This window comes from Pseudomonas macauensis, assembly GCF_047902425.1.
In the GTDB taxonomy this organism is placed as follows: domain Bacteria; phylum Pseudomonadota; class Gammaproteobacteria; order Pseudomonadales; family Pseudomonadaceae; genus Pseudomonas.
This window is the reverse complement of the sequence record NZ_CP138377.1, coordinates 5,300,300-5,322,707: the sequence shown is the minus strand read 5'-3', so window position 1 is coordinate 5,322,707 and position 22,408 is coordinate 5,300,300. Positions and strand designations below refer to the sequence as shown.

Here is a 22,408-nt window from a genome sequence, read left to right as displayed (position 1 = left end):
AAAAGATGGGTTGGGGGTTGCGCCTGCGGGCGTTGTTTACGGGGATGACTGTTTTGCTGGCAATGATTGCCGGCGAGGCTTTTGCCGCCACGCAAATCAAGAGCGTCCGCATCTGGCGGGCTCCAGACAACACCCGGCTGGTGTTCGATCTTTCCGGACCGGTGCAGCACAGCCTGTTCACGCTCAGTGCGCCCAACCGCATCGTCGTCGATATCAATGGCGCCCAGATGTCCACTGCGCTGGACAAGCTCAAGCTCAATAACACGCCGATCACCTCGGTGCGTGCCGCCCAGCGTTCGCCCACCGACCTGCGCCTGGTGCTGGACCTGAAGAACCCGGTCACACCCAAGAGCTTCGTGCTGGCGCCGAACCAGCAATACGGCAACCGCCTGGTCGTCGACCTGTACGACCAGGGCGCCGACATCGCGCCGGACGTTCCGGCCACGCCGACGCCGAACGTACCTGCCGCGCCGGTCAGTCCCGTCCAGTCGGTGACCAAGATTCCTGCGCCCAGCAGTGGCGGCAAGCGCGACATCGTCATCGCCATCGACGCCGGTCACGGCGGTGAAGACCCCGGCGCCCTCGGTCCGAACGGCCTGCACGAGAAGAACATCACCCTCGCGATCGCCCGCGAACTGCAGCGCCAGATCAACCAGATGAAAGGCTTCCGCGCGGAGCTGACCCGCACCGGCGACTACTTCATCCCGCTGCGTGGGCGTACCGCCATTGCCCGCAAGAAGGGCGCCGACCTGTTCGTCTCCATCCACGCCGACGCCGCGCCCAGCCGCAGCGCCTTCGGTGCATCGGTGTTCGCCCTGTCCGATCGCGGCGCGACCTCCGAGACCGCACGCTGGCTGGCCGACAGTGAAAACCGTTCCGACCTGATCGGCGGCGACGGCGGCGTGAACCTGGACGACAAGGACAAGATGCTCGCTGGCGTGCTGCTCGACCTGTCGATGACCGCCACCATGTCCTCCAGCCTCGACGTCGGTCACAAGGTGCTGACCAATGTCGGCCGGGTGACGTCGCTGCACAAGCGGCGAGTGGAACAGGCCGGCTTCATGGTGCTGAAGTCCCCGGACATCCCGTCGATCCTGGTGGAAACCGGCTTCATCTCCAACCCCAATGAATCGCAGAAGCTCTCCAGCGCCTCCCACCAGCAGGCCCTGGCGCGCTCCATTGCCGGCGGTGTTCGCCAGTACTTTGTGCAGACGCCGCCGCCGGGCACCTACATCGCCTCGCTGCGTGACGGCGGCCAGCTTCCCACCGGCCCGCGCGAGCACGTGGTGCGCAGCGGTGACAGCCTGGCCATGATTGCCAGTCGCTATGACGTCAGCACTGCCTCCATTCGCAGTGCCAACTCGCTCAAGAGCGACGAGTTGAAGGTCGGCCAGGTGCTGAAGATTCCCGGCACCTCCCTGGCGTCCCAGCAATGAGCGAGCTGCGTCGAATCCAGCTGCTGACACCGCGGCTGGCCAACCAGATTGCCGCTGGCGAGGTGGTCGAGCGACCCGCCTCGGTCATCAAGGAGCTGCTGGAAAACTGCCTCGACGCTGGCGCCAAGCGCATCGACGTCGAGGTCGAGCAGGGCGGCGTGAAGCTGCTGCGGGTGCGTGACGACGGCAGCGGCATTCCTGCCGAGGACCTGCCGCTGGCCCTGGCGCGCCACGCCACCAGCAAGATCCGCGAACTGGAAGACCTGGAACGGGTGATGAGCCTGGGTTTCCGTGGCGAAGCGCTGGCTTCGATCAGCTCTGTATCGCGTCTGACCCTGACGTCCCGTACCGCCGATGCCGAACAGGCCTGGCAGGTCGAGGTCGAGGGCCGCGACATGGAGTCCACCGTGAAGCCGGCGGCCCATCCGGTGGGCACCAGCATCGAAGTGCGAGACCTGTTCTTCAATACTCCCGCGCGGCGCAAGTTCCTGCGTGCCGAGAAGACCGAATTCGATCACCTGCAGGAAGTCATCAAGCGCCTGGCCCTGGCCCGCTTCGACGTGGCTTTCCACTTGCGCCACAACGGCAAGACCATCCTCTCGCTGCACGAGGCGAAGGACGAAGCGTCCCGCGCCCGCCGCGTGGGCGCCGTGTGCAGTTCCGGTTTCCTCGAGCAGGCCATGCCCATCGAGGTCGAACGAAACGGCCTGCACCTGTGGGGCTGGGTCGGCCTGCCGACCTTCTCCCGCAGCCAACCGGACCTGCAGTACTTCTATGTGAATGGCCGCATGGTGCGCGACAAGCTGGTCGCCCACGCGGTGCGCCAGGCTTATCGCGACGTGCTGTACAACGGCCGTCATCCGACCTTCGTGCTGTTCTTCGAGGTCGATCCGTCGGTGGTGGACGTCAACGTGCACCCGACCAAGCACGAAGTGCGTTTCCGCGATAGCCGCATGGTCCACGACTTCCTCTACGGCACCCTGCACCGGGCGCTGGCCGAAGTGCGGCCTGACGACCAGCTGGCGCCGCCGGGCGCCACCACCCTGACCGTGCCGCGCCCCACCGGCGCCGCCGCTGGCGAGTTCGGCCCGCAGGGCGAAATGCGCCTGTCGGAAACCGTGCTGGAAGCTCCGGCCGCCGCGCGTGCCTGGCAGCCCAGCCCGTCCTCGGGCGGCTCTGGTGGTTCGGGCGGTGGTGGCTACAGCTATTCGCAGTCGCGCCCGGAGATGCCGCCGATCCAGGAAGCCCAGGGTGCCTACAAGGCCTACTTCGCGCCGCTGCCCGACCAGCCGCCGCAGGCGCTGCCGGAAAGCAGCCAGGACGTGCCGCCGCTGGGCTACGCCCTGGCCCAGCTCAAAGGCATCTATATCCTCGCCGAGAACGCCCATGGGCTGGTTCTCGTGGACATGCATGCCGCCCACGAGCGCATCACCTACGAGCGCCTGAAGACCGCCATGGCCAGCGAAGGCCTGCGCGGCCAGCCGCTGCTGGTGCCGGAGTCCATCGCCGTCAGCGAGCGCGAGGCGGATTGCGCCGAGGAACACGGCAGTTGGTTCTCCAAACTGGGCTTCGAACTGCAGCGGCTCGGCCCGGAAACCCTGGCGATCCGCCAGATCCCGGCTCTACTCAAGCAGGCCGAGGCCACCCAGCTGGTGCGCGACGTGCTCGCCGATCTGCTGGAGTACGGCACCAGCGACCGCATCCAGGCGCACCTCAACGAGTTGCTCGGCACCATGGCCTGCCACGGCGCCGTGCGCGCCAACCGCCGGCTGACCGTGCCGGAGATGAACGGTCTGCTGCGCGACATGGAAATCACCGAGCGCAGCGGCCAGTGCAACCACGGCCGCCCGACCTGGACGCAACTGGGACTCGACGAACTGGACAAGTTGTTCCTGCGCGGGCGTTGATTTTCGTAAGCCTGCGTTCAGGAAAGTGCAGTAAACTGCGCGCCAAACGTTTCAGCAGCGCGTAACAACGAGTTCCCGATGTCCTCCCTGCCTCCCGCGATTTTCCTCATGGGCCCCACTGCCGCCGGCAAGACCGACCTGGCGCTGGAGCTGGCGCGCCTGTTGCCGGTGGAGCTGATCAGCGTGGATTCGGCGCTGATCTACCGCGATATGGACATTGGCACTGCCAAACCGTCGCGCGAGGTGCTGGCCGAGTTTCCACACCGCCTGATCGACATCCGCGACCCCAGCGAAGCCTACTCGGCGGCGGAATTCCGCGCCGACGCCCTGGCGGCGATGGCCGAGATCACCGCAGCCGGGAAGATCCCGCTGCTGGTCGGCGGCACCATGTTGTATTTCAAGGCATTACTGGAAGGCCTGGCCGACATGCCCAGCGCCGACCCTGCGGTGCGCGCCGAACTGGAAGCCTGGGCCGAGGCCGAAGGCTGGGGCGCCCTGCACGCGGAGCTGGCGCGAGTAGACCCGGAGTCGGCCGCGCGCATCCATCCGAACGACCCGCAACGCCTCACTCGGGCACTGGAGGTGTACCGCGTAAGCGGTATGTCCATGACTGCACATCGCCAGCGCCAAGCGAGTGAAAATGCGGGTTTCGGCGCGCAAGGCGGCGGGCAATTGCCGTATACTGTCGCCCATCTGGCGATTGCGCCTCTGCAACGACAGGTACTGCACGCGCGTATCGCGCAACGATTTGACCAGATGCTGGAACAGGGCTTCATCGCCGAGGTCGAACGCCTCCGCGCAAGAAATGACTTGCATGCGGGGCTGCCTTCCATACGGGCGGTGGGTTACCGACAGGTATGGGATTACCTCGAGGGCAAACTGTCCTACGCTGAGATGGTGGAGCGCGGCGTCATCGCCACGCGGCAACTGGCGAAGCGCCAGTTCACCTGGCTGCGTAGCTGGAGCCATCTACACTGGTTGGACAGCCAGGCAAGCGACAATTTGCCGCGTGCCTTGAAATACCTTGAGGCGGTCTCCATATAGGCTCGAGACCTTAATTTCGGCCGTCTATCCTTGGGGTTCAGGACGGCGTTAAGCCAAATTCACTACTACTAAATCAGTTTTTTACCCTTACAAGGAGTGCGGCATATGTCAAAAGGGCATTCGCTACAAGACCCTTACCTCAATACCCTGCGCAAAGAACGCGTCCCGGTTTCCATCTATCTGGTCAACGGCATCAAGCTGCAGGGCCAGATCGAATCCTTCGACCAGTTCGTGATTCTGCTGAAAAACACTGTCAGCCAGATGGTCTACAAGCACGCCATCTCCACCGTTGTTCCTAGCCGTCCGGTGCGTCTGCCCAGCGGTGATCAGCCGGCCGAGCCGGGCAACGTTTGACGGGAGTCCGCCTTGTTCTTTGAGCGCCCGGGTGGTGGGGAACGGGCCATTCTGGTCCATCTGGAAGGTCAGGACCCCGAGGCGCGCGAAGACCCGCAGGAGTTCCAGGAGCTGGCACGTTCGGCGGGTGCGGAATCGGTTGCTTTCGTCAACATTTCGCGCCACCAGCCTTCAGCCAAGTACCTGATCGGCAGCGGCAAGGTCGAAGAGTTGCACGACCTCGTCCATGCCGAGAAGGTCGAGCTGATCATCTTCAATCACACCCTCACTCCGAGTCAGGAGCGCAACCTCGAGCGAGCGCTCGAATGTCGCGTGCTCGACCGGACAGGGTTGATCCTCGATATCTTCGCCCAGCGTGCGCGTACCCACGAGGGTAAGTTGCAGGTTGAGCTCGCCCAGCTCGAACACATGAGCACGCGCCTGGTGCGCGGCTGGACTCACCTTGAGCGCCAGAAGGGCGGTATCGGTCTGCGTGGCCCGGGTGAAACCCAGCTGGAAACCGACCGCCGTCTGCTGCGTGGGCGCATCCGCCAGATCAAGTCGCGCCTGGAGAAGGTTCGCAGCCAGCGTGAGCAGGCCCGTCGCGGCCGCCGTCGCGCGGAGATCCCTGCGGTATCCCTGGTCGGCTATACCAACGCCGGCAAATCCACGCTGTTCAACGCGCTGACCACGTCCGAGGTCTATGCCGCCAACCAGCTGTTCGCCACCCTCGACCCGACCTTGCGCCGCCTGGAACTGGATGACGTGGGGCCGATCGTGCTGGCGGACACCGTGGGTTTCATTCGCCACCTGCCGCACAAGCTGGTGGAGGCGTTTCGGGCTACCTTGGAAGAGTCGAGCAATGCCGACCTGTTGCTGCACGTGATCGACTCCCACGAGCCGGAGCGTGATGCGCAGATCGAGCAGGTGCTGGCGGTATTGCAGGAAATCGGCGCCAATGAGCTGCCGATGCTCGAGGTGTACAACAAGATCGACCTGCTGCCGGACATGCAGCCGATGATTCAGCGCGACGAACTCGGCAAGCCCGTCCGGGTCTGGGTGTCGGCGCGCGATTCGCTGGGGCTGGAGTTGGTGGAGGAGGCGATCGCCGAATTGCTGGGGGAGGACATGTTCGTGGGAACGCTCTGCCTTCCGCAGCGCCTGGGACGACTTCGTGCTCAGTTCTTCGAGCTGGGTGCGGTACAGTCCGAGGGGCATGACGAGCAAGGACGCGCCGTGTTGCAGGTTCGCCTGCCGCGTGTCGAGTTGAACCGCCTGGTCAGTCGCGAAGGCTGGCAGCCGGCGGAGTTCATTGCGCAACACACTTTGCAATAAAGCCTGGAACGCTGCTTTTGGCAGCGGCGGGGGCATTCGGTAGCATGGGTGGGCGCGCCGTAGGCGCGTTTTCGCGTTATCAGATGGAGAGCGCTATGGCTTGGAACGAGCCGGGTGACAACTCGAACAAGAACGATCAGGACCCTTGGGGTGGACGCCGTGGTGGCGGTCGCCAGGGCCCGCCTGATCTGGATGAAGCCTTCCGCAAGCTGCAGGACAGCCTGAACGGCATCTTCGGCAAGCCCAAGCGTGGCAGTGGCACCGGCGGTGGCGGCGGCAGGGGCGGCAGCCTGGGGCTGTTCGGCATCGGCCTGGGCATCCTCGCCGTGCTGTGGCTGTACAACGCCATTTACGTGGTGGACGAACAGGAGCAGGCGGTGATCCTGCGCTTCGGCAAGTACCACGAGACCGTGGGCCCCGGCCTGAACATCTACTTCCCGCCGATCGACAAGAAGTTCCAGGAGAACGTCACCCGCGAGCGTGCCTACAGCAAGCAGGGACAGATGCTCACCGAGGACGAGAACATCGTCGAGGTGCCGCTGACCGTGCAGTACAAGGTCAGCAACCTGCAGGACTTCGTGCTCAACGTCGACCAGCCGGAAGTCAGCCTGCAGCACGCCACCGAGAGCGCACTGCGCCACGTGGCGGGCTCCACCACCATGGACCAGATCCTCACCGAAGGCCGTGAGCAGATGGCCACCGAGGTGCGGGAGCGTCTGCAGCGTTTCATGGATACCTACAAGACCGGCATCGCCGTGACCCAGGTGAACATCCAGAGCGCCGCCGCGCCGCGCGAAGTGCAGGAAGCGTTCGACGACGTGATCCGTGCCCGCGAGGACGAGCAGCGCGAGAAGAACCAAGCCGAAGCCTACGCCAATGGTGTGGTGCCCGAGGCTCGTGGCCAGGCGCAGCGCATCATCGAGGAGGCCAACGGCTACCGCGATGAAGTGGTGTCCCGTGCCCAGGGTGAGGCGGATCGCTTCACCAAGCTGGCCAGTGAGTACCACAAGGCGCCGGAGGTCACTCGCCAGCGTCTGTACCTGGATACCATGCAGGATGTCCTCAGCCAGAGCAGCAAGGTGCTGGTCACCGGCCAGCAGGGTCAGAACAACCTGATCTACCTGCCGTTGGACAAGATGATGGACGGCCGTGGTTCGGCAACCCCGAGCAGTACGCCGAGCACGACCAGCAGCGCGCAAGACATCGGTTCGCGGGTGGCCAACGACCTGCAGCAGCGTGACATGCGTACCAGGGAGAGCCGCTGATGAGTAACAAGTCTCTGATTGCCCTGATCGCTGCCGTCGTTGCCGCGGTTGCGCTGTGGAGCACCGTCTACGTCGTCCAGCAGACCGAGCGCGCCGTGCTGCTGCGCTTCGGTCGCGTGGTCGATGCTGATGTGAAGCCGGGTCTGCACTTCAAGATTCCGTACGTCAACCAGGTGCGCAAGTTCGACGGCCGCCTGCTGACCCTGGATTCGCCGACCCAGCGCTTCCTGACGCTGGAGAAGAAGGCGGTGATGGTCGACGCCTACGCCAAGTGGCGCGTCTCCGATGCCGAGCGCTTCTACACCGCGACTTCCGGCATGAAGCAGATCGCCGACGAGCGTCTGTCTCGTCGTCTGGAGGCAGGTCTGCGTGACCAGTTCGGCAAGCGCACCCTGCACGAGGTGGTTTCCGGTGAGCGTGACGCGCTGATGGGTGACATCACCGCTTCGCTGAACCGCATGGCGCAGAAGGAGCTGGGCATCGAGGTCATCGACGTTCGCGTCAAGGCCATCGACCTGCCGAAGGAAGTAAACCGCAGCGTGTTCGAGCGCATGAGCACCGAGCGTGAGCGGGAAGCCCGCGAGCACCGCGCCAAGGGTCGCGAATTGGCCGAAGGTATCCGCGCGGATGCCGATCGTCAGCGCCGCGTGCTGCTGGCCGAAGCCTATCGCGAATCGGAAGAAACCCGTGGTGATGGCGATGCCAAGGCGGCGGCGATCTATGCCAAGGCCTACACCGCCGATCCGGAGTTCTACGCCTTCACCCGCAGCCTCAAGGCTTACCGCGAGAGCTTCGCGGACAAGAAGGACGTGCTGGTGCTCGATCCGAGCAACGACTTCTTCCGCTACCTCGAAAAAGCTAAACCGTAAGGGTCCGTCGACGCTTCGTCGTGATCGCGCCGAACCCCGTGTTGCGAGTTGTCCGGATGCTCAATCGAGCCTCGGGCGCCGCGCAACACGGGGTTCGTCCCTTTGGGTTGCGCGTCAAATCACACCATGCGTCGTTGCGGGGCTAGGCAAGGGCCGGCCATTGCCGTCGCCCCGCGTCTAGCCTGGCGTGATTTGCCGCGGCAACGCGATTCACGCCGAAACATCAACGGACCCTTGTAACTCTCCGGCGGGCGGCAGCGCCCGTCGGAGAAATCGTGTTATCATGGGTCAGCCGGGAAATCCCGGCTTTTTTGCGTCCGCGAGATTCATGTACGAGAGCCATGTGGCAGGAATTCGGCAAAGCGTTCTGTCTGTTGCTGGTGCTGGAAGGCATCCTTCCGTTCCTGTATCCGCGTGGTTGGCGCGACGCCGTGAGCGGGCTCGGTCGCTTGGGCGACCGCAGTCTGAGACTCATCGGGCTGGGCAGCATGCTGCTCGGCACCGTCCTTCTTTACTGCATTCATTGAAGTGCCGCCCGGCTGAAAGGGGAGAGGCGACATGGCAACGGTAGACCGCTGGCTGCTGCCAGATGGGATCGAAGAAGTGCTGCCACCGGAGGCGGCGCGCGTTGAAGCAGCCCGCCGTCAGGTGCTGGATCTGTTCCAGCGCTGGGGTTACGAGTTCGTCGTCACCCCGCATATCGAATACCTGGAATCCCTGCTGACCGGTGCCGGCCAGGATCTGGACCTGCGTACCTTCAAGGTCACCGACCCGGCGTCCGGCCGCCTGATGGGCTTCCGCGCGGACATCACCCCGCAGGTCGCCCGCATGGACGCCCATAGCCTGCGTCGTGAAGGCCCGAACCGCCTGTGCTACGCCGGCAGCGTGCTGCATGCCCGCCCGCGTGCGCTGGCGACCTCGCGCAGCCCGATCCAGCTGGGTGCCGAACTCTATGGCGACACCGGTTCCGCCGGTGACGTCGAAGTCATCAGCCTGATGCTCGACATGCTGGAAATGGCCCAGGTGCCGGATGTGCACATGGACCTCGGTCATGTCGGTATCTACCGTGGTCTGGCTCAGGCTGCCGGCCTGTCCGGCGAAGTCGAGCAGCTGCTGTTCGACGCCCTGCAGCGCAAGGCCGTGGACGAAGTCGCCGCGCTGACCGAGGGTCTGCCGGGCGAGCTCTCCGGCATGCTGCGTGCGCTGGCCGAGCTGTGCGGCAGCCGCGAAGTGCTGGACCAGGCGAGTGAAGTGCTGGCTGGCGCCCCGGCTCCGGTGCAGGCCGCGCTGGCCGATCTGACCGCCATCGCCGATTCGCTGGCGTCGCGCTTCCCGCAGCTGCCGCTGTACTTCGACCTCGGCGAACTGCGCGGCTATCACTATCACACCGGCGTGGTGTTCGCCGCGTTCGTTCCCGGGGTTGGCGAGTCCATCGCCCAGGGCGGCCGTTACGACCACATCGGCGCGGACTTCGGTCGCGCGCGTCCGGCGACCGGTTTCTCCACCGACCTCAAGACCCTGGTCACTCTCGGCCGCGCCCAGCTCGACGAGCCGCGCACTGGAGTCTGGGCGCCGGCCGATGGGGCTGGCTTGTGGCAGGCGGTGCAGCAGCTGCGCCGTCAGGGCGTGCGCGTGGTGCAGGCGCTGCCCGGGCAGGATGCGGCTTCGGCTACCGAAGCGGGCTGCGACCAGCAACTGCTGGCTCGCAATGGCAATTGGCAGGTGGTCGCGCTCTGAGGCGCTCCACTTCGAGTTTTCGCCGGCCGCGGCCGGCACCGAACATCCACGATGGGGACAAGTGTTATGGGTAAGAATGTCGTAGTCCTGGGCACCCAGTGGGGTGATGAGGGCAAAGGCAAGATCGTCGACCTGCTGACTGACCAGGCTGCTGCCGTGGTGCGTTACCAGGGCGGCCACAACGCCGGTCATACCCTGGTAGTCGGCGGCGAGAAGACTGTTCTGCACCTGATTCCGTCGGGCATCCTGCGCGAAGGCGTGCAGTGCCTGATCGGCAACGGCGTGGTGCTGGCGCCCGACGCGCTGATGCGCGAGATCGCCAAGCTGGAAGAGAAGGGCGTACCGGTGCGCGAGCGCCTGCGCATCAGCCCGTCCTGCCCGCTGATCCTGTCCTTCCACGTGGCCCTGGACCAGGCGCGCGAGAAGGCCCGTGGCGACGCCAAGATCGGCACCACCGGTCGCGGCATCGGCCCGGCGTACGAAGATAAAGTGGCCCGTCGTGGCCTGCGCGTGGGCGACCTGTTCCACCGCGAGCGCTTCGCCGCCAAGCTGGGCGAGCTGCTGGACTACCACAACTTCGTCCTGCAGAACTATTACAAGGAGCCGGCCGTCGACTTCCAGAAGACCCTGGATGAGTGCATGGCCTACGCCGAAGAGCTGCGTCCGCTAATGGCTGACGTGACCTCGACCCTGCACGACCTGCGTCGCGGTGGCGAGAACATCATGTTCGAAGGCGCCCAGGGTTCTTTGCTGGACATCGACCACGGTACCTACCCGTTCGTCACCAGCTCCAACACCACCGCTGGCGGCACCGCCACCGGTTCGGGTTTCGGTCCGCTGTACCTGGATTACATCCTGGGTATCACCAAGGCCTACACCACCCGCGTGGGTTCCGGCCCGTTCCCGACCGAGCTGTTCGATGACGTCGGCGCGCACCTGGCCAAGGTTGGTCACGAGTTCGGTGCCACGACCGGTCGTGCTCGTCGTTGCGGCTGGTTCGACGCCGTCATCCTGCGTCGCGCCATCGAGATCAACAGTCTGTCCGGCCTGTGCCTGACCAAGCTGGACGTTCTCGACGGCCTGGAGACCGTGCGCATCTGCACCGGCTACAAGAACGCCGCCGGCGAACTGCTGACCGACGCACCGACCGACGCCGACAGCTACATCGGCCTGCAGCCGATCTATGAAGACCTGCCGGGTTGGAGCGAGTCCACCGTCGGTGTTCAGTCGCTGGAAGGCCTGCCGGCCAATGCGCGCGCTTACATCAAGCGCGTCGAGGAGCTGGTCGGTGCGCCCATCGACATCATCTCCACCGGCCCGGACCGCGCCGAGACCATCGTCCTGCGCCACCCGTTCGCCTGATCCGCGTGCTGTATCGCAACGGGCCGCTCATGCGGCCCGTTGTCGTTTCTGGGATATGTGTTTGTGCGGGCGAATTGAGGGGCGCGCGCTGCTGGTTGATCTGAGGTTGGGTGCGTGATTCGTTAGATGATGCGGCTGGAGAGAGTGGGGCGTTTCTGAATTGCGGAAAGCCGAAAACAAAAAAGCCGAGCAGTGCTCGGCTTTTTCGTTTGAAGATGGTGCCCAGGAGAAGACTCGAACTTCCACGGTGTTGCCACCGCTAGGACCTGAACCTAGTGCGTCTACCAATTCCGCCACCTGGGCATGCTTTTCAGCATGGGGTGCGATGATCGCTCATCGTCTTGCGGTGATGCAACCCTTGGTTGCATCGGGCGGTCTATCGTTCGGTTATCAGGGTTCCGAACCCGCCGGGATAAAGCCTGTCACTGACTGGCTCTATCCTTGAATAAGTGGTGCCCAGGAGAAGACTCGAACTTCCACGGTGTTGCCACCGCTAGGACCTGAACCTAGTGCGTCTACCAATTCCGCCACCTGGGCACTGGATGTGATGATCGCTCATCGCTTCCGTGTTACAACGTCTGTCTGACGCTGTGGGCGCGAACTATACGGAGCTAGGTTTCGCTTGTAAACCCCTGATGCGATAAAAAATTTATTCGTGCCCAAAGCTGACCGACGAGCGGATTTCGCGCTTCAATAAGCAGATGGCGAACCATCCCTATATAGATAAGGTGACCTCACTTTAATGGCCGATTGGCAAAACCTCGATCCCGAGGCCGCCCGCGAGGCGGAAAAATACGACAACCCCATTCCCAGCCGCGAACTCATTCTGGCGCATCTCGCCGAACGCGGCGCGCCCGCCACGCGGGCCCAGTTGCTCGATGAATTCGGGCTCTCCGGCGAGGAGCCGGAAGAAGCACTACGCCGCCGACTGCGCGCCATGGAGCGCGACGGCCAGCTCATCTATACCCGCCGTGGCGCCTACGCGCCTGTGGACAAGCTTGACCTGATCCTCGGCCGCATCTCCGGCCACCGCGACGGCTTCGGCTTCCTGATTCCCGATGACGGCAGCGACGACCTGTTCCTCAGCCCGACGCAGATGCGCCTGGTGTTCGATGGCGACCGCGCCCTGGCGCGCGTGTCCGGCTTCGACCGCCGTGGCCGCCGTGAGGGTGCCGTGGTGGAAGTGGTCGAACGCGCCCACGAGACCATCGTCGGCCGCTACTTCGACGAGAGTGGCATCGGCACGGTGGTGGCCGACAACCCGAAGATCCAGCAGGAAGTGCTGATCCCGCCGGGCAAGGCCGGCAAGGCCAAGCACAACCAGTTCGTCCAGGTGCGTATCGATGTCTGGCCGAGCGTGCACCGCCAGGCCCAGGGCGAGGTGGTGGAAGTGCTCGGCGACTACATGGCGCCGGGCATGGAGATCGAAGTCGCCCTGCGCAGCTACGACATTCCTCACACCTGGCCCGAAGCCGTGGAAAAGGAAGCGGCCAAGCTCAAGCCCGAAGTGGCGGAGAAGGACAAGGAGAAACGCGTCGACCTGCGTGCCCTGCCTTTCGTCACCATCGACGGCGAGGATGCCCGTGACTTCGACGACGCGGTCTACGCGGAGAAGCGCAAGGGTGGCGGCTGGAAACTGTTCGTCGCCATCGCCGACGTCTCTCATTATGTGAAGGTCGGCTCTGCCCTGGATGAAGAGGCGGCCAAGCGCGGCAACTCGGTGTACTTCCCCGAGCGGGTGATCCCGATGCTGCCGGAGATTCTCTCCAACGGCCTGTGCTCCCTGAATCCGCTGGTCGATCGCCTGGCCATGGTCTGCGAGATGAGCCTCTCCAAGGCCGGCAAGATGACCGACTACCAGTTCTACGAGGCGGTCATCCATTCCCATGCGCGCCTGACCTACACCAAGGTCAGCCAGTACCTGGAAACCCCGGACAGCCCCGAAGGCCAGCGCCTGAAGGAGCAGCTCCCGGCGGTGGTGCCGCACCTGAACACGCTTTATGACCTGTACAAGGTGCTGGTCGGCGCGCGCCACGTGCGCGGGGCGATCGATTTCGAGACCCAGGAAACCCGCATCGTCTTTGGCGCGGACCGCAAGATCTCGGAAATCCGCCCGACCCAGCGTAACGATGCGCACAAGCTGATCGAGGAATGCATGCTGGCGGCCAACGTCGCCACCGCCAAGTTCCTGGAAAAGCACGCCATCCCGGCGCTGTACCGCGTCCACGACGGTCCGCCGCAGGAAAAGCTGAACAACCTGCGCCAGTTCCTCGGCGAACTGGGCCTGACCCTGTATCGCGGCAAGGGCGAGCCGACACCGGCGGATTACCAGAAGCTGCTGGAATCCATCCAGGGTCGCCCGGACCTGCAACTGATCCAGACGGTGATGCTGCGCTCCCTGAGCCAGGCCGTGTACAGCCCGGAGAACAACGGTCACTTCGGCCTGAACTACGAGGCCTACACCCACTTCACCTCGCCGATTCGTCGTTACCCGGACCTGCTGACCCACCGCGCCATCCGTGGCCTGATCCGCTCCAAGGCGGCTTCGGAGCACGTACAGCGCGTCGGCGCCGCCAGCATGCCCAAGGCGCGCATCTATCCGTACGATGAGCCGCGCCTGGCACAACTGGGCGAGCAGTGCTCGATGACCGAGCGCCGTGCTGACGAGGCGACCCGCGACGTCACCAACTGGCTGAAGTGCGAGTTCATGCGCGAGCGCGTGGGCGAGACCTTCCCCGGTGTGATCACCGCGGTGACCGGTTTCGGCATCTTCGTCGAGCTGACCGACATCTATGTCGAGGGCCTGGTCCACGTTACCGCGCTGCCGGGCGACTACTACCACTTCGATGCCGTGCACCATCGCCTGAGCGGCGAGCGCACCGGTCGCAGCTTCCGCCTCGGCGATACCGTGGAAGTGGTGGTGGCGCGCGTCGACCTGGACGAGCGCAAGATCGACTTCGAACTCTCCGACAATGTGCTGAGCGCGCCCATCGGCCGCAAGAAGCGTGGCGAGAAGGCCGAGCCGGTCGCCAAAGGCAAAGTGGCGAAGGGCAAGGCTCCCAAGGGCGCTGCAGCCAGAGAGAAGCCGGCCAAGGCTAGTCGCCAGGTGGCGGACGATCCGTTCTTCGCCCCCGACGTGGCCGTGGTGCCGTCGAGCCAGCCGCGCAAGCGCAAGGTCGGCGTGGTCCAGGCGCTGCCGTCGGTGGCTCCGGAAATGCTCGCGAAGGCCGAGGAACTGCTCGGCAATACCGACGTACGCAAGAGCCGCGAAGTGAAGAAGGCGTTGCTCGAAGAAGCCAAGGTTGGCGGCAAGAAGCCGGCTGCCGGCAAGGGCAAGTCCGCGCCCGCTGCGGGCAAGCCGCGCAATCCTTCGAAACAGAAAGCCCGGTCCGCCAAGCCGACCAAGCACCGCAAGGGCTCGTCCGCGCCCAAGGGCGGTGCGTCCGGTGGCGCTCCGGCCAGCAAGCGTAAGGCGAAGAAATGAGTCAGTGGGAAAAGGTCTACGGGGTCCATGCCGTAGAAGCGTTGCTGCGTCATCACCCCAAGCGGGTCAAGCAGCTGTGGCTGGCCGAAGGCCGGCATGATCCGCGCGTCCAGGCGTTGGTCGAACTGGCCGGTCAGGTGCGCGTGCCGGTGGGCACGCGCGACCGCAAGGAGCTCGACGAGTGGGCTGAGGGTGTGCACCAGGGCGTGGTCGCCGAGGTCAGCCCGAGCCAGGTGTGGGGCGAGAACATGCTCGAGGAGCTGCTCGAGCGCACGCCAGGTCCGGCTCTGCTGCTCGCGCTGGACGGCGTGACCGACCCGCACAACCTCGGCGCGTGCCTGCGCACCGCCGATGCGGCGGGCGCGTTGGCGGTCATCGTGCCGAAGGACAAGTCCGCCACCCTCAATGCCACCGTGCGCAAGGTTGCCTGCGGCGCCGCCGAGGTGATCCCGCTGGTAGCGGTGACCAACCTCGCGCGGACCCTGGAGAAGCTCCAGCAGCGCGGCCTGTGGATTGTCGGCACGGCGGGCGAGGCGACCCAGATGCTCTATGAACTCGACCTCACCGGGCCGACCGTGCTGGTGATGGGCGCCGAGGGCAAGGGCATGCGCCGCCTGACCCGCGAGCACTGCGACTACCTGGCCAAACTGCCGATGCAGGGCAGCGTCAGCAGCCTAAACGTCTCGGTGGCCACCGGCGTGTGCCTGTTCGAGATCGTCCGCCAACGCCAGCTCAAGGCCGGCGCCTAAGTTCTTTTTTGTAGGAGCGAGCTTGCTCGCGAACAGTGGCGGTTCCGTGCTTGCCCGGTTCGCGAGCAAGCTAAGAACCCTTGGGCGCGGCAGCTGTACAAATAATCGTCAATTGCCTTGCGCCGCCTTCCCCCCTTCTCTAGAATGTCGGCCCTTGTCGTCCGGGCAGGCGTTTGCGCGTCCTTCCGAGCGGCAAGGTAAAAATCATTCACTCCTTGCCTGACCGCTTTGTCGGCAGGCTGCAATCCGTAAGGAGCATTTATGCGTCATTACGAAATCGTGTTCCTGGTTCACCCGGACCAGAGCGAACAAGTCGGTGGCATGGTCGAGCGTTACACCAAGGCCATCGAAGAAGACGGCGGCAAAGTCCACCGTCTGGAAGACTGGGGCCGTCGTCAGCTGGCTTACGCCATCAACAACGTGCACAAGGCTCACTACGTTCTGATGAACGTCGAGTGCACCGCCAAGGCCCTGGCAGAGCTGGAAGACAACTTCCGCTACAACGACGCCGTGATCCGTAACATGGTCATCCGTCGCGACGAAGCCGTTACCGGCCAGTCCGAAATGCTGAAGGCCGAAGAGAGCCGCAACGAGCGCCGCGAGCGCCGTGAGCGTCCCGAATCGAACGAGGGCGAGTCCGCTGACGGCGAAGATAGCCGCGACAGCGCTGACGAGTAATCCCGGACCAGTATTGAGGAGCCACACACATGGCACGTTTCTTCCGTCGTCGTAAGTTCTGCCGTTTCACCGCTGAAGGCGTGAAAGAGATCGATTACAAGGATCTCAACACCCTGAAGGCCTACGTTTCCGAAACCGGCAAGATCGTTCCGAGCCGCATCACCGGCACCAAGGCCAAGTACCAGCGTCAGCTGGCCACCGCTATCAAGCGCGCCCGCTACCTGGCCCTGCTTCCCTACACCGACAGCCACGGCCGTTGATCGGGCAGTCGACAGGGATTGATGGATAGATCGCATGCGCGCATTGGCTGAATTTGTCATGCGAGGCCGCATGCAGGCGACCCTGGTGGTCGTCGCAGCCGCGGTACTGCAGCCGTTGTTCTGGCTCGGTGCCGCAGCAGGCAGTCTGGTGCTGTTGCGCCGTGGCGCCGGCGATGCCTTTGGCATCCTGGGCTGGGCGCTGCTTCCGGCACTGGCCTGGTGGTACCTGGGTGACCCCAGTGTGAGTCTGGTTCTGGTGGGTAGTGCCGTGCTGGCGCAGGTTCTGCGCAGCAAGGTGTCCTGGAACCAGGTGATGCTGGCGAGCGTTGTGCTCGGTGCGGTGTTCGTGCTGCTGCTCAGCACGGTGTCGGCCGGGTTGGTCGCTGCTCTTGCCGATGCGTTCGGCAAGGCACTGCCGCAGATTCTGGCCGAAGCCAAGCTTTCGCCGGAACAGTTGGCCGCCCTGCAGGCGGAGATGGTTCCGACCATCACCGGCCTGATGGCAGCCTCGCTGCAGACGATCAGCCTGATGTGCCTGATGCTGGCGCGTTATTGGCAGGCAGTGCTGTACAACCCGGAAGGGTTTGGCCGCGAGTTCCGCGCACTGCGCCTGTCGCCGGGCACGGCTATCGCGCTGCTGGTCGGCGTTGTGGCACTGCCCTTCGCAGGTCCCGCGGCCACCATGCTGGCGCCGCTGTGCATGATTCCGCTGCTGTTTGCCGGAATCGCACTGGGCCACGGGTTGGTCGCGCTGAAGAAGCTTCCGGGCTTCTGGCTGGCACCGCTGTACCTGCTGGTATTCGTACTGGGCAATGTGATCTGTCTTGTCGCCGTGGTCGACAGTCTGTTTGATTTTCGCGGTCGTCTGGCGAAGCGCCAGAAAGCTGCGAACGGTGAAGGTTAAAAGTTAAGAGGTAAGACTCAAATGGAAGTCATCCTGCTGGAAAAGATCGCCAAACTGGGCAACCTGGGCGACAAGCTGAACGTAAAGGGCGGTTACGCCCGTAACTACCTGCTGCCGCAGGGCAAAGCCACCGCTGCCACCGCTGCCAACGTCGCTGCTTTCGAAGAGCGCCGCGCAGAGCTGGAAAAAGCCGCTGCTGATAAGAAAGCCGCTGCTGAAGCCCGTGCTGCCCAACTGGCCGAACTGATCGTGACCATCGGCGCCCACGCTGGCGACGAAGGCAAGCTGTTCGGTTCGATCGGCACCCGCGACATCGCCGAAGCCGTTTCGGCTGCCGGCTACCCGCTGGAAAAGAGCGAAGTTCGCCTGCCCGACGGCGCCCTGCGCGCTGTTGGCGAATACAACATCGAAGTGCAACTGCACACCGACGTTGATGCAACCCTGCACGTGGTTGTAGTCGCCGAGTAAGCGATCCGTCGCTAGGACGATTCGCACGGCTTGCCTGTGTGAAGCTGTCCGCTAACAATGGGCACGGTGCCGATCCTCGGTCCGTGCCCTTTGTTTTTTCCGCCGTTTGATTCTCTCCTACGAAGAGCCAACACGAAGAGCCCATGAACGACATTACCGTCCCCGAGCAATACGACCTGCAGACCGCTTCCCTCAAGGTGCCGCCGCACTCGATCGAAGCCGAACAGGCGGTGCTGGGCGGCCTGATGCTCGACAACAACGCATGGGAGCGCGTCTCCGACGCGGTGTCCGATGGCGACTTCTATCGCCATGACCATCGCCTGATCTTCCGTGCCGTCTACAAGCTCGCCGAAGGCAACCAGCCGATCGACGTGGTGACCCTCTCCGAGATGCTCGAACGCGAGGGGCAGCTGTCCCAGGTGGGCGGCCTTGCCTACCTCGCAGAGCTGGCGAAGAACACGCCCTCGGTGGCGAACATCAAGGCCTACGCGAACATCATTCGCGAGCGCGCCACCCTGCGGCAGCTGATCGGCATCAGCAGCGACATCGCCGACAGCGCCTTCAACCCGGAGGGGCGCAGCGCCAACGAGGTGCTCGACGAAGCCGAACGCAGGATCTTCGAGATCGCCGAAGCGCGGCCCAAGACCGGCGGCCCGGTGGGGATCAGCGACATCCTGGTCAAGACCATCGACCGCATCGACCACCTGTTCAACACCACCGAGGCGCTGACCGGGATTTCCACCGGCTTCACCGACCTCGACGAGAAGACCAGCGGCCTGCAGCCGGCGGACCTGGTGATCGTCGCCGGCCGTCCGTCCATGGGCAAGACCACCTTCGCCATGAACCTGGTGGAGAACGCCCTGATGCGCAGCGACAAGGCGATCCTGGTGTACTCCCTGGAAATGCCCTCCGACTCCATCGTGATGCGTATGCTCGCCTCGCTCGGCCGCATCGACCAGACCAAGGTCCGTTCCGGCAAGCTGGACGACGAGGATTGGCCGCGCCTGACTTCGGCGGTGAACCTGCTCAACGATCGCAAGCTGTTCATCGACGACACCGCCGGTATCTCGCCCTCGGAAATGCGCGCGCGTACCCGCCGCCTGGCCCGCGAACACGGTGAGATCGGTCTGATCATGGTCGACTACCTGCAGCTGATGCAGATTCCCGGCTCCGCCGGCGACAACCGGACCAACGAGATTTCCGAGATTTCCCGCTCGCTCAAGGCGCTGGCGAAGGAATTCAACTGCCCGGTGGTGGCGCTCTCCCAGCTCAACCGCTCGCTGGAACAGCGCCCCAATAAGCGCCCGGTGAACTCCGACCTGCGTGAATCCGGAGCGATCGAGCAGGACGCCGACGTGATCATGTTCGTCTACCGCGACGAGGTGTATCACCCGGAGACCGAGTTCAAGGGCGTGGCCGAAATCATCATCGGCAAGCAGCGTAACGGCCCCATCGGCACCGTACGAGTGGCCTTCCTCGGCCGCTACAGCCGCTTCGAGAACCTCGCGCCCGGCATGTACAACTTCGAAGACGAGTGATACAGCCGCATTTCGCGTGACCGACGGGCGCCTTAAAATGGGCGCCCGTTTCGTTTCAGGACCCGCAGCCATGCGTCCGCTCGTCGCCACCGTCGATCTTTCCGCCATCCGCCACAACTATGCCGTGGCCAAGCGCTGCGCGCCGGGCCGTCAGGCGTTCGCGGTGGTCAAGGCGAATGCCTACGGGCATGGCGCGCGGGAGGTGGTCAGCAGCCTGCACGACGAGGCCGACGGCTTTGCCGTGGCCTGCCTGGAGGAGGCCGCGGAGGTGCGCGCGCTGCACGCCGATGCCCGCATCCTGCTGCTGGAAGGCTGCTTCGAGCCGAACGAGTATCTGATCGCCGCGCAACTGCGCCTGGATGTGGCCGTACAGGGGCCGGAGCAGGCCCAGGCGCTGCTCGCCGCGCAATTGCCGAGCGTGCTGAACGTCTGGATGAAGCTGGATTCGGGCATGCACCGCCTGGGCTTCTCACCCGAGGCGCTGCGCGACTGGCATCCGCGCTTGCGCCAAGCCACGCAGGTGGCCGAACTGAACCTGATGAGCCACTTCGCCAACGCCGACCTGCGCGGTGATGAGCTGACCGAAGACCAGGTGGCCTGCTTCCTCAGCGTGCTCGACCTGGATTTCGATCAGCGTTCATTGGCCAACTCGGCAGCCGTGCTGACCATTCCCGCCGCCCACATGGACTGGATTCGCCCCGGCATCATGCTCTACGGCGCCACGCCGTTCGCCGACATCGGCGCGGCCGAGCTGGGCCTGCGCCCGGTGATGAGCCTGGAAGCGCAGTTGATCGCGGTGCGCGAGGTGCCGGTTGGGGAAAGTGTCGGTTATGGCGCCGCCTGGGTGGCGCAGCGGCCGTCGCGTATCGGTACAGTGAGCTGTGGTTACGCCGACGGCTATCCGCGCCATGCGCCGAGCGGAACACCGGTGCTGGTGGGTGGGCGGCGGGTGCCGCTGGCAGGGCGGGTGTCGATGGACATGCTGGCCGTTGACCTCACCGATCTGCCCCATGCCGCGGTCGGCGACCCGGTCGAACTGTGGGGCGCGAACCTTCCGGTGGACGAGGTGGCGAGCCACGCCGGGACCATCGGTTACGAGCTGCTGACCAAGGTCACCGCCCGCGTCCCGCGTCGCTACAGGAACTGATCAGGTACTGCTTTCCGGGGTCTTGCTGCCGTCCTGCCAGAGTTCGCTGCCTTCGCTAGTGCTGTCGTTGGCGATGGCGTAGCTCGCCCGGCCGTTGCCCTTCACGTCATACAGCGCCTGGTCGGCGGCCTTGTACAGCTTGCTGAACTGCATCGCGTGGCTGGGGTAGATGGCCACGCCGATGCTGGGGGTGACGCGCAGTTCGAGGGCGTCGAAATGCACCGGGCGCGACAACTCGTTGAGCAGGCGGGTGGCGATCTCGCGGGCATGGCCTTCGGCATCCGGGCCGGTGATCAGCGCGGCGAATTCATCGCCGCCCAGCCGCGCCACACAATCGCTGGCGCGTACGCACTGACGCAGGCGGTGCCCGACGTTCTGCAGCATGAAGTCGCCGGCATCGTGGCCATGGGTGTCGTTGATCGGCTTGAAGTGGTCGAGGTCGATCAGCATCAGCGCCAGGGTTTCGCCGTTCTGCTGGGCGCGCGCCAGCGCCTGCTCGGCGTGCTCGACCAGGAAGCGGCGGTTGGGCAGGCCGGTCAGTGGATCGTAGTGCGCCGCGTGCTGTAGCTGGGCCTCGCGCTCACGCAGCAACTGGTTGCTCTGGGTCAGCTCGGCGGTGCGTTCGGCGACGGCCTTTGCCAGGTCCTGCTGTGCGCTCTGCACCATGGAGAGGCGCGCGTTCTTTTCCCGGTTGGCCTGCTCCACGGCCTGCGCACGCTCGCGCTTGAGGCTGCGAATGCGCGAGGTGAGGGCGAAGGAGAAGAGCACCGACTCCATGGCGACGGCGATCGGGAAGATGTAGGTGGTGATCGGCTGTGGCTGTACCACCGCCAGGGCGCGCATCACCGAGATGCTCACGCTGCCGAGCACCAGGCCGAAACCGAGCAGGTACAGGAAGGCGGGCAGGGAGCCCTGACGCCAGCGGGTCAGCGCTGCGCCCAGAGCTGCCGGCACGCCGATGAGGGTGATCACCACCAGCATCCAGCTGGCGACGCCGCGCAACTGCAGCGCACCGAGGAGGATGGCGAGCAGGTACAGCCCGCAGTTCAGGTTCAACAGATAGTGCGCCCAGCGCACGTGCCGGCGGGTCTGCAGCAGGGTGATGGTGAATCGGTGCACGCACAGCCCCCACAGCGACGGCAGGGTGATGCGGTCCAGCCACCAGGGCACTGCATGTTCGGGCCAGAGGTACTTGAAGCCGTGGCCGGTCATGCCGAGGCTGAACAGTAGAGCCGCGGCGGTGGTCAGCACGTACCAGAGATAGGCGCGGTCGTGCAGGGTCAGCAGGATGAACAGGTTGTAGAGCAGCAGGGCGGCGATCAGGCCGTAGACCACGCCGAGGAACAGGTTGGTGTCGGCGCGGTGGTCCTGCAGGTCGTCCAGTGACCAGACGCGCAGCGGGAAGGAGTTGCCGGCGGGGTCATAGGTGCGCAGGTAGAGCCGCAGCGGTCCGGCGCCTTCGGGCAACTGGAACACCGGGCGGCGATAACCACGGTCGCGGCCGGCGGAGAAGGGCACCGCTTCGCCGGAGAGGCGTTCGACGTAGCGCCCCTGCTCGTCGGGCAGGTACAGGCGCAGGTCCTTGAGGTTGACCGCGTCCACTTCCAGCCACCAGCCGCCGGGCGGCGTCTGCCGGCGGTCGAGGTCCAGGCGCAGCCACCAGACGCTGGAGCTCTGGCCAACGCTGGTGCGGCCGTTGGCCGGGATGAAGTCATGGCTGCGCTGCACCTCGTCGAACGGCATCCCGCCGCTGCGATCCTCGAGGAGTTCCAGGCTGCCGTTGAGCCAGGTGCCACTGGCCTTTGAATCCAGCTCGACTGCAGCGGCCTGGCCGACCAGCAATGCGAGCACCAGCATGAAAACATGACGCACGACGCGCACTCCCTGTGCCT

The 22,408-nt window shown here is 64.7% G+C and carries 19 protein-coding genes and 2 tRNA genes; 18 read left to right on the top strand and 3 right to left on the bottom strand.

The window, feature by feature from the left end; genetic code table 11:
- The first annotated feature begins 5 nt into the window (after positions 1 to 5).
- The 10 genes from amiB to SD196_RS24420 all read left to right on the top strand — a co-directional run bounded on the left by amiB (position 6) and on the right by SD196_RS24420 (position 11,288).
- Complete coding sequence (amiB, locus tag SD196_RS24465; RefSeq protein ID WP_343576806.1) at positions 6 to 1,436, top strand: N-acetylmuramoyl-L-alanine amidase AmiB; 1,431 nt, start codon at positions 6 to 8, stop codon at positions 1,434 to 1,436.
- Positions 1,433 to 3,343 carry a DNA mismatch repair endonuclease MutL gene (mutL, locus tag SD196_RS24460; protein ID WP_343576808.1) on the top strand — a complete coding sequence of 637 codons (1,911 nt, stop codon included), beginning with the start codon at positions 1,433 to 1,435 and terminating at the stop codon, positions 3,341 to 3,343. The genes amiB and mutL overlap by 4 nt, the downstream gene beginning before the upstream one ends.
- Positions 3,344 to 3,421: 78 nt before the next feature.
- The gene (gene miaA, locus SD196_RS24455; protein WP_275608899.1) at positions 3,422 to 4,387 is read left to right on the top strand and encodes a tRNA (adenosine(37)-N6)-dimethylallyltransferase MiaA; all 966 of its coding nucleotides are present in this window, start codon (positions 3,422 to 3,424) and stop codon (positions 4,385 to 4,387) included.
- A 105-nt stretch (positions 4,388 to 4,492) separates the two neighbouring features.
- Positions 4,493 to 4,741 (top strand): RNA chaperone Hfq, encoded by a 249-nt coding sequence (gene hfq, locus SD196_RS24450; RefSeq protein ID WP_015479145.1) that lies wholly within the window; start codon positions 4,493 to 4,495, stop codon positions 4,739 to 4,741.
- A gap of 12 nt (positions 4,742 to 4,753) precedes the next feature.
- Complete coding sequence (gene hflX / locus SD196_RS24445) at positions 4,754 to 6,055, top strand: ribosome rescue GTPase HflX (protein ID WP_275608898.1); 1,302 nt, start codon at positions 4,754 to 4,756, stop codon at positions 6,053 to 6,055.
- A gap of 95 nt (positions 6,056 to 6,150) precedes the next feature.
- Positions 6,151 to 7,320 carry an FtsH protease activity modulator HflK gene (hflK, locus tag SD196_RS24440; protein WP_275608897.1) on the top strand — a complete coding sequence of 390 codons (1,170 nt, stop codon included), beginning with the start codon at positions 6,151 to 6,153 and terminating at the stop codon, positions 7,318 to 7,320.
- Positions 7,320 to 8,189, top strand: a complete 870-nt coding sequence (hflC, locus tag SD196_RS24435) for a protease modulator HflC (RefSeq protein WP_275608896.1) — start codon at positions 7,320 to 7,322, stop codon at positions 8,187 to 8,189. The genes hflK and hflC overlap by 1 nt, the downstream gene beginning before the upstream one ends.
- A 341-nt stretch (positions 8,190 to 8,530) precedes the next feature.
- On the top strand, positions 8,531 to 8,716 hold the full coding sequence (locus tag SD196_RS24430) for a DUF2065 domain-containing protein (RefSeq protein ID WP_037012084.1): 186 nt from the start codon (positions 8,531 to 8,533) through the stop codon (positions 8,714 to 8,716).
- Between the two features lie 31 nt (positions 8,717 to 8,747).
- Positions 8,748 to 9,926 carry an ATP phosphoribosyltransferase regulatory subunit gene (locus SD196_RS24425; protein WP_343576817.1) on the top strand — a complete coding sequence of 393 codons (1,179 nt, stop codon included), beginning with the start codon at positions 8,748 to 8,750 and terminating at the stop codon, positions 9,924 to 9,926.
- A gap of 66 nt (positions 9,927 to 9,992) precedes the next feature.
- On the top strand, positions 9,993 to 11,288 hold the full coding sequence (locus SD196_RS24420; protein WP_275608894.1) for an adenylosuccinate synthase: 1,296 nt from the start codon (positions 9,993 to 9,995) through the stop codon (positions 11,286 to 11,288).
- Positions 11,289 to 11,504: 216 nt separating this feature from the next.
- Here the strand turns inward: SD196_RS24420 and SD196_RS24415 are convergent.
- A tRNA-Leu gene (locus SD196_RS24415) sits at positions 11,505 to 11,591 on the bottom strand.
- Positions 11,592 to 11,738: 147 nt separating this feature from the next.
- A tRNA-Leu gene (locus SD196_RS24410) sits at positions 11,739 to 11,825 on the bottom strand.
- A gap of 205 nt (positions 11,826 to 12,030) precedes the next feature.
- Here SD196_RS24410 and rnr point away from each other — a divergent pair.
- The 8 genes from rnr (at position 12,031) to alr (ending at position 20,516) form a co-directional block, all read left to right on the top strand.
- Positions 12,031 to 14,772, top strand: coding sequence for a ribonuclease R (rnr, locus tag SD196_RS24405; protein WP_416310780.1), 2,742 nt, complete (start codon positions 12,031 to 12,033; stop codon positions 14,770 to 14,772).
- Positions 14,769 to 15,521, top strand: coding sequence for a 23S rRNA (guanosine(2251)-2'-O)-methyltransferase RlmB (gene rlmB / locus SD196_RS24400; protein ID WP_275608892.1), 753 nt, complete (start codon positions 14,769 to 14,771; stop codon positions 15,519 to 15,521). The genes rnr and rlmB overlap by 4 nt, the downstream gene beginning before the upstream one ends.
- 261 nt (positions 15,522 to 15,782) lie before the next feature.
- Entirely contained in the window at positions 15,783 to 16,199 is a 417-nt protein-coding gene (rpsF, locus tag SD196_RS24395; RefSeq protein ID WP_054906367.1) for a 30S ribosomal protein S6, read from the top strand.
- Positions 16,200 to 16,228: 29 nt separating this feature from the next.
- Complete coding sequence (rpsR, locus tag SD196_RS24390; protein WP_003095634.1) at positions 16,229 to 16,459, top strand: 30S ribosomal protein S18; 231 nt, start codon at positions 16,229 to 16,231, stop codon at positions 16,457 to 16,459.
- 34 nt (positions 16,460 to 16,493) lie between these two features.
- Positions 16,494 to 17,363, top strand: coding sequence for a hypothetical protein (locus SD196_RS24385; protein WP_275608891.1), 870 nt, complete (start codon positions 16,494 to 16,496; stop codon positions 17,361 to 17,363).
- Positions 17,364 to 17,384: 21 nt separating this feature from the next.
- Complete coding sequence (gene rplI / locus SD196_RS24380; protein WP_254472291.1) at positions 17,385 to 17,831, top strand: 50S ribosomal protein L9; 447 nt, start codon at positions 17,385 to 17,387, stop codon at positions 17,829 to 17,831.
- A 143-nt stretch (positions 17,832 to 17,974) separates the two neighbouring features.
- Complete coding sequence (dnaB, locus tag SD196_RS24375) at positions 17,975 to 19,369, top strand: replicative DNA helicase (RefSeq protein ID WP_275608889.1); 1,395 nt, start codon at positions 17,975 to 17,977, stop codon at positions 19,367 to 19,369.
- Between the two features lie 70 nt (positions 19,370 to 19,439).
- Positions 19,440 to 20,516, top strand: coding sequence for an alanine racemase (alr, locus tag SD196_RS24370; RefSeq protein WP_370600147.1), 1,077 nt, complete (start codon positions 19,440 to 19,442; stop codon positions 20,514 to 20,516).
- Here the strand turns inward: alr and SD196_RS24365 are convergent, their stop codons facing one another.
- Entirely contained in the window at positions 20,517 to 22,388 is a 1,872-nt protein-coding gene (locus SD196_RS24365; RefSeq protein WP_416310779.1) for a diguanylate cyclase domain-containing protein, read from the bottom strand.
- Between the last annotated feature and the right edge of the window lie 20 nt (positions 22,389 to 22,408).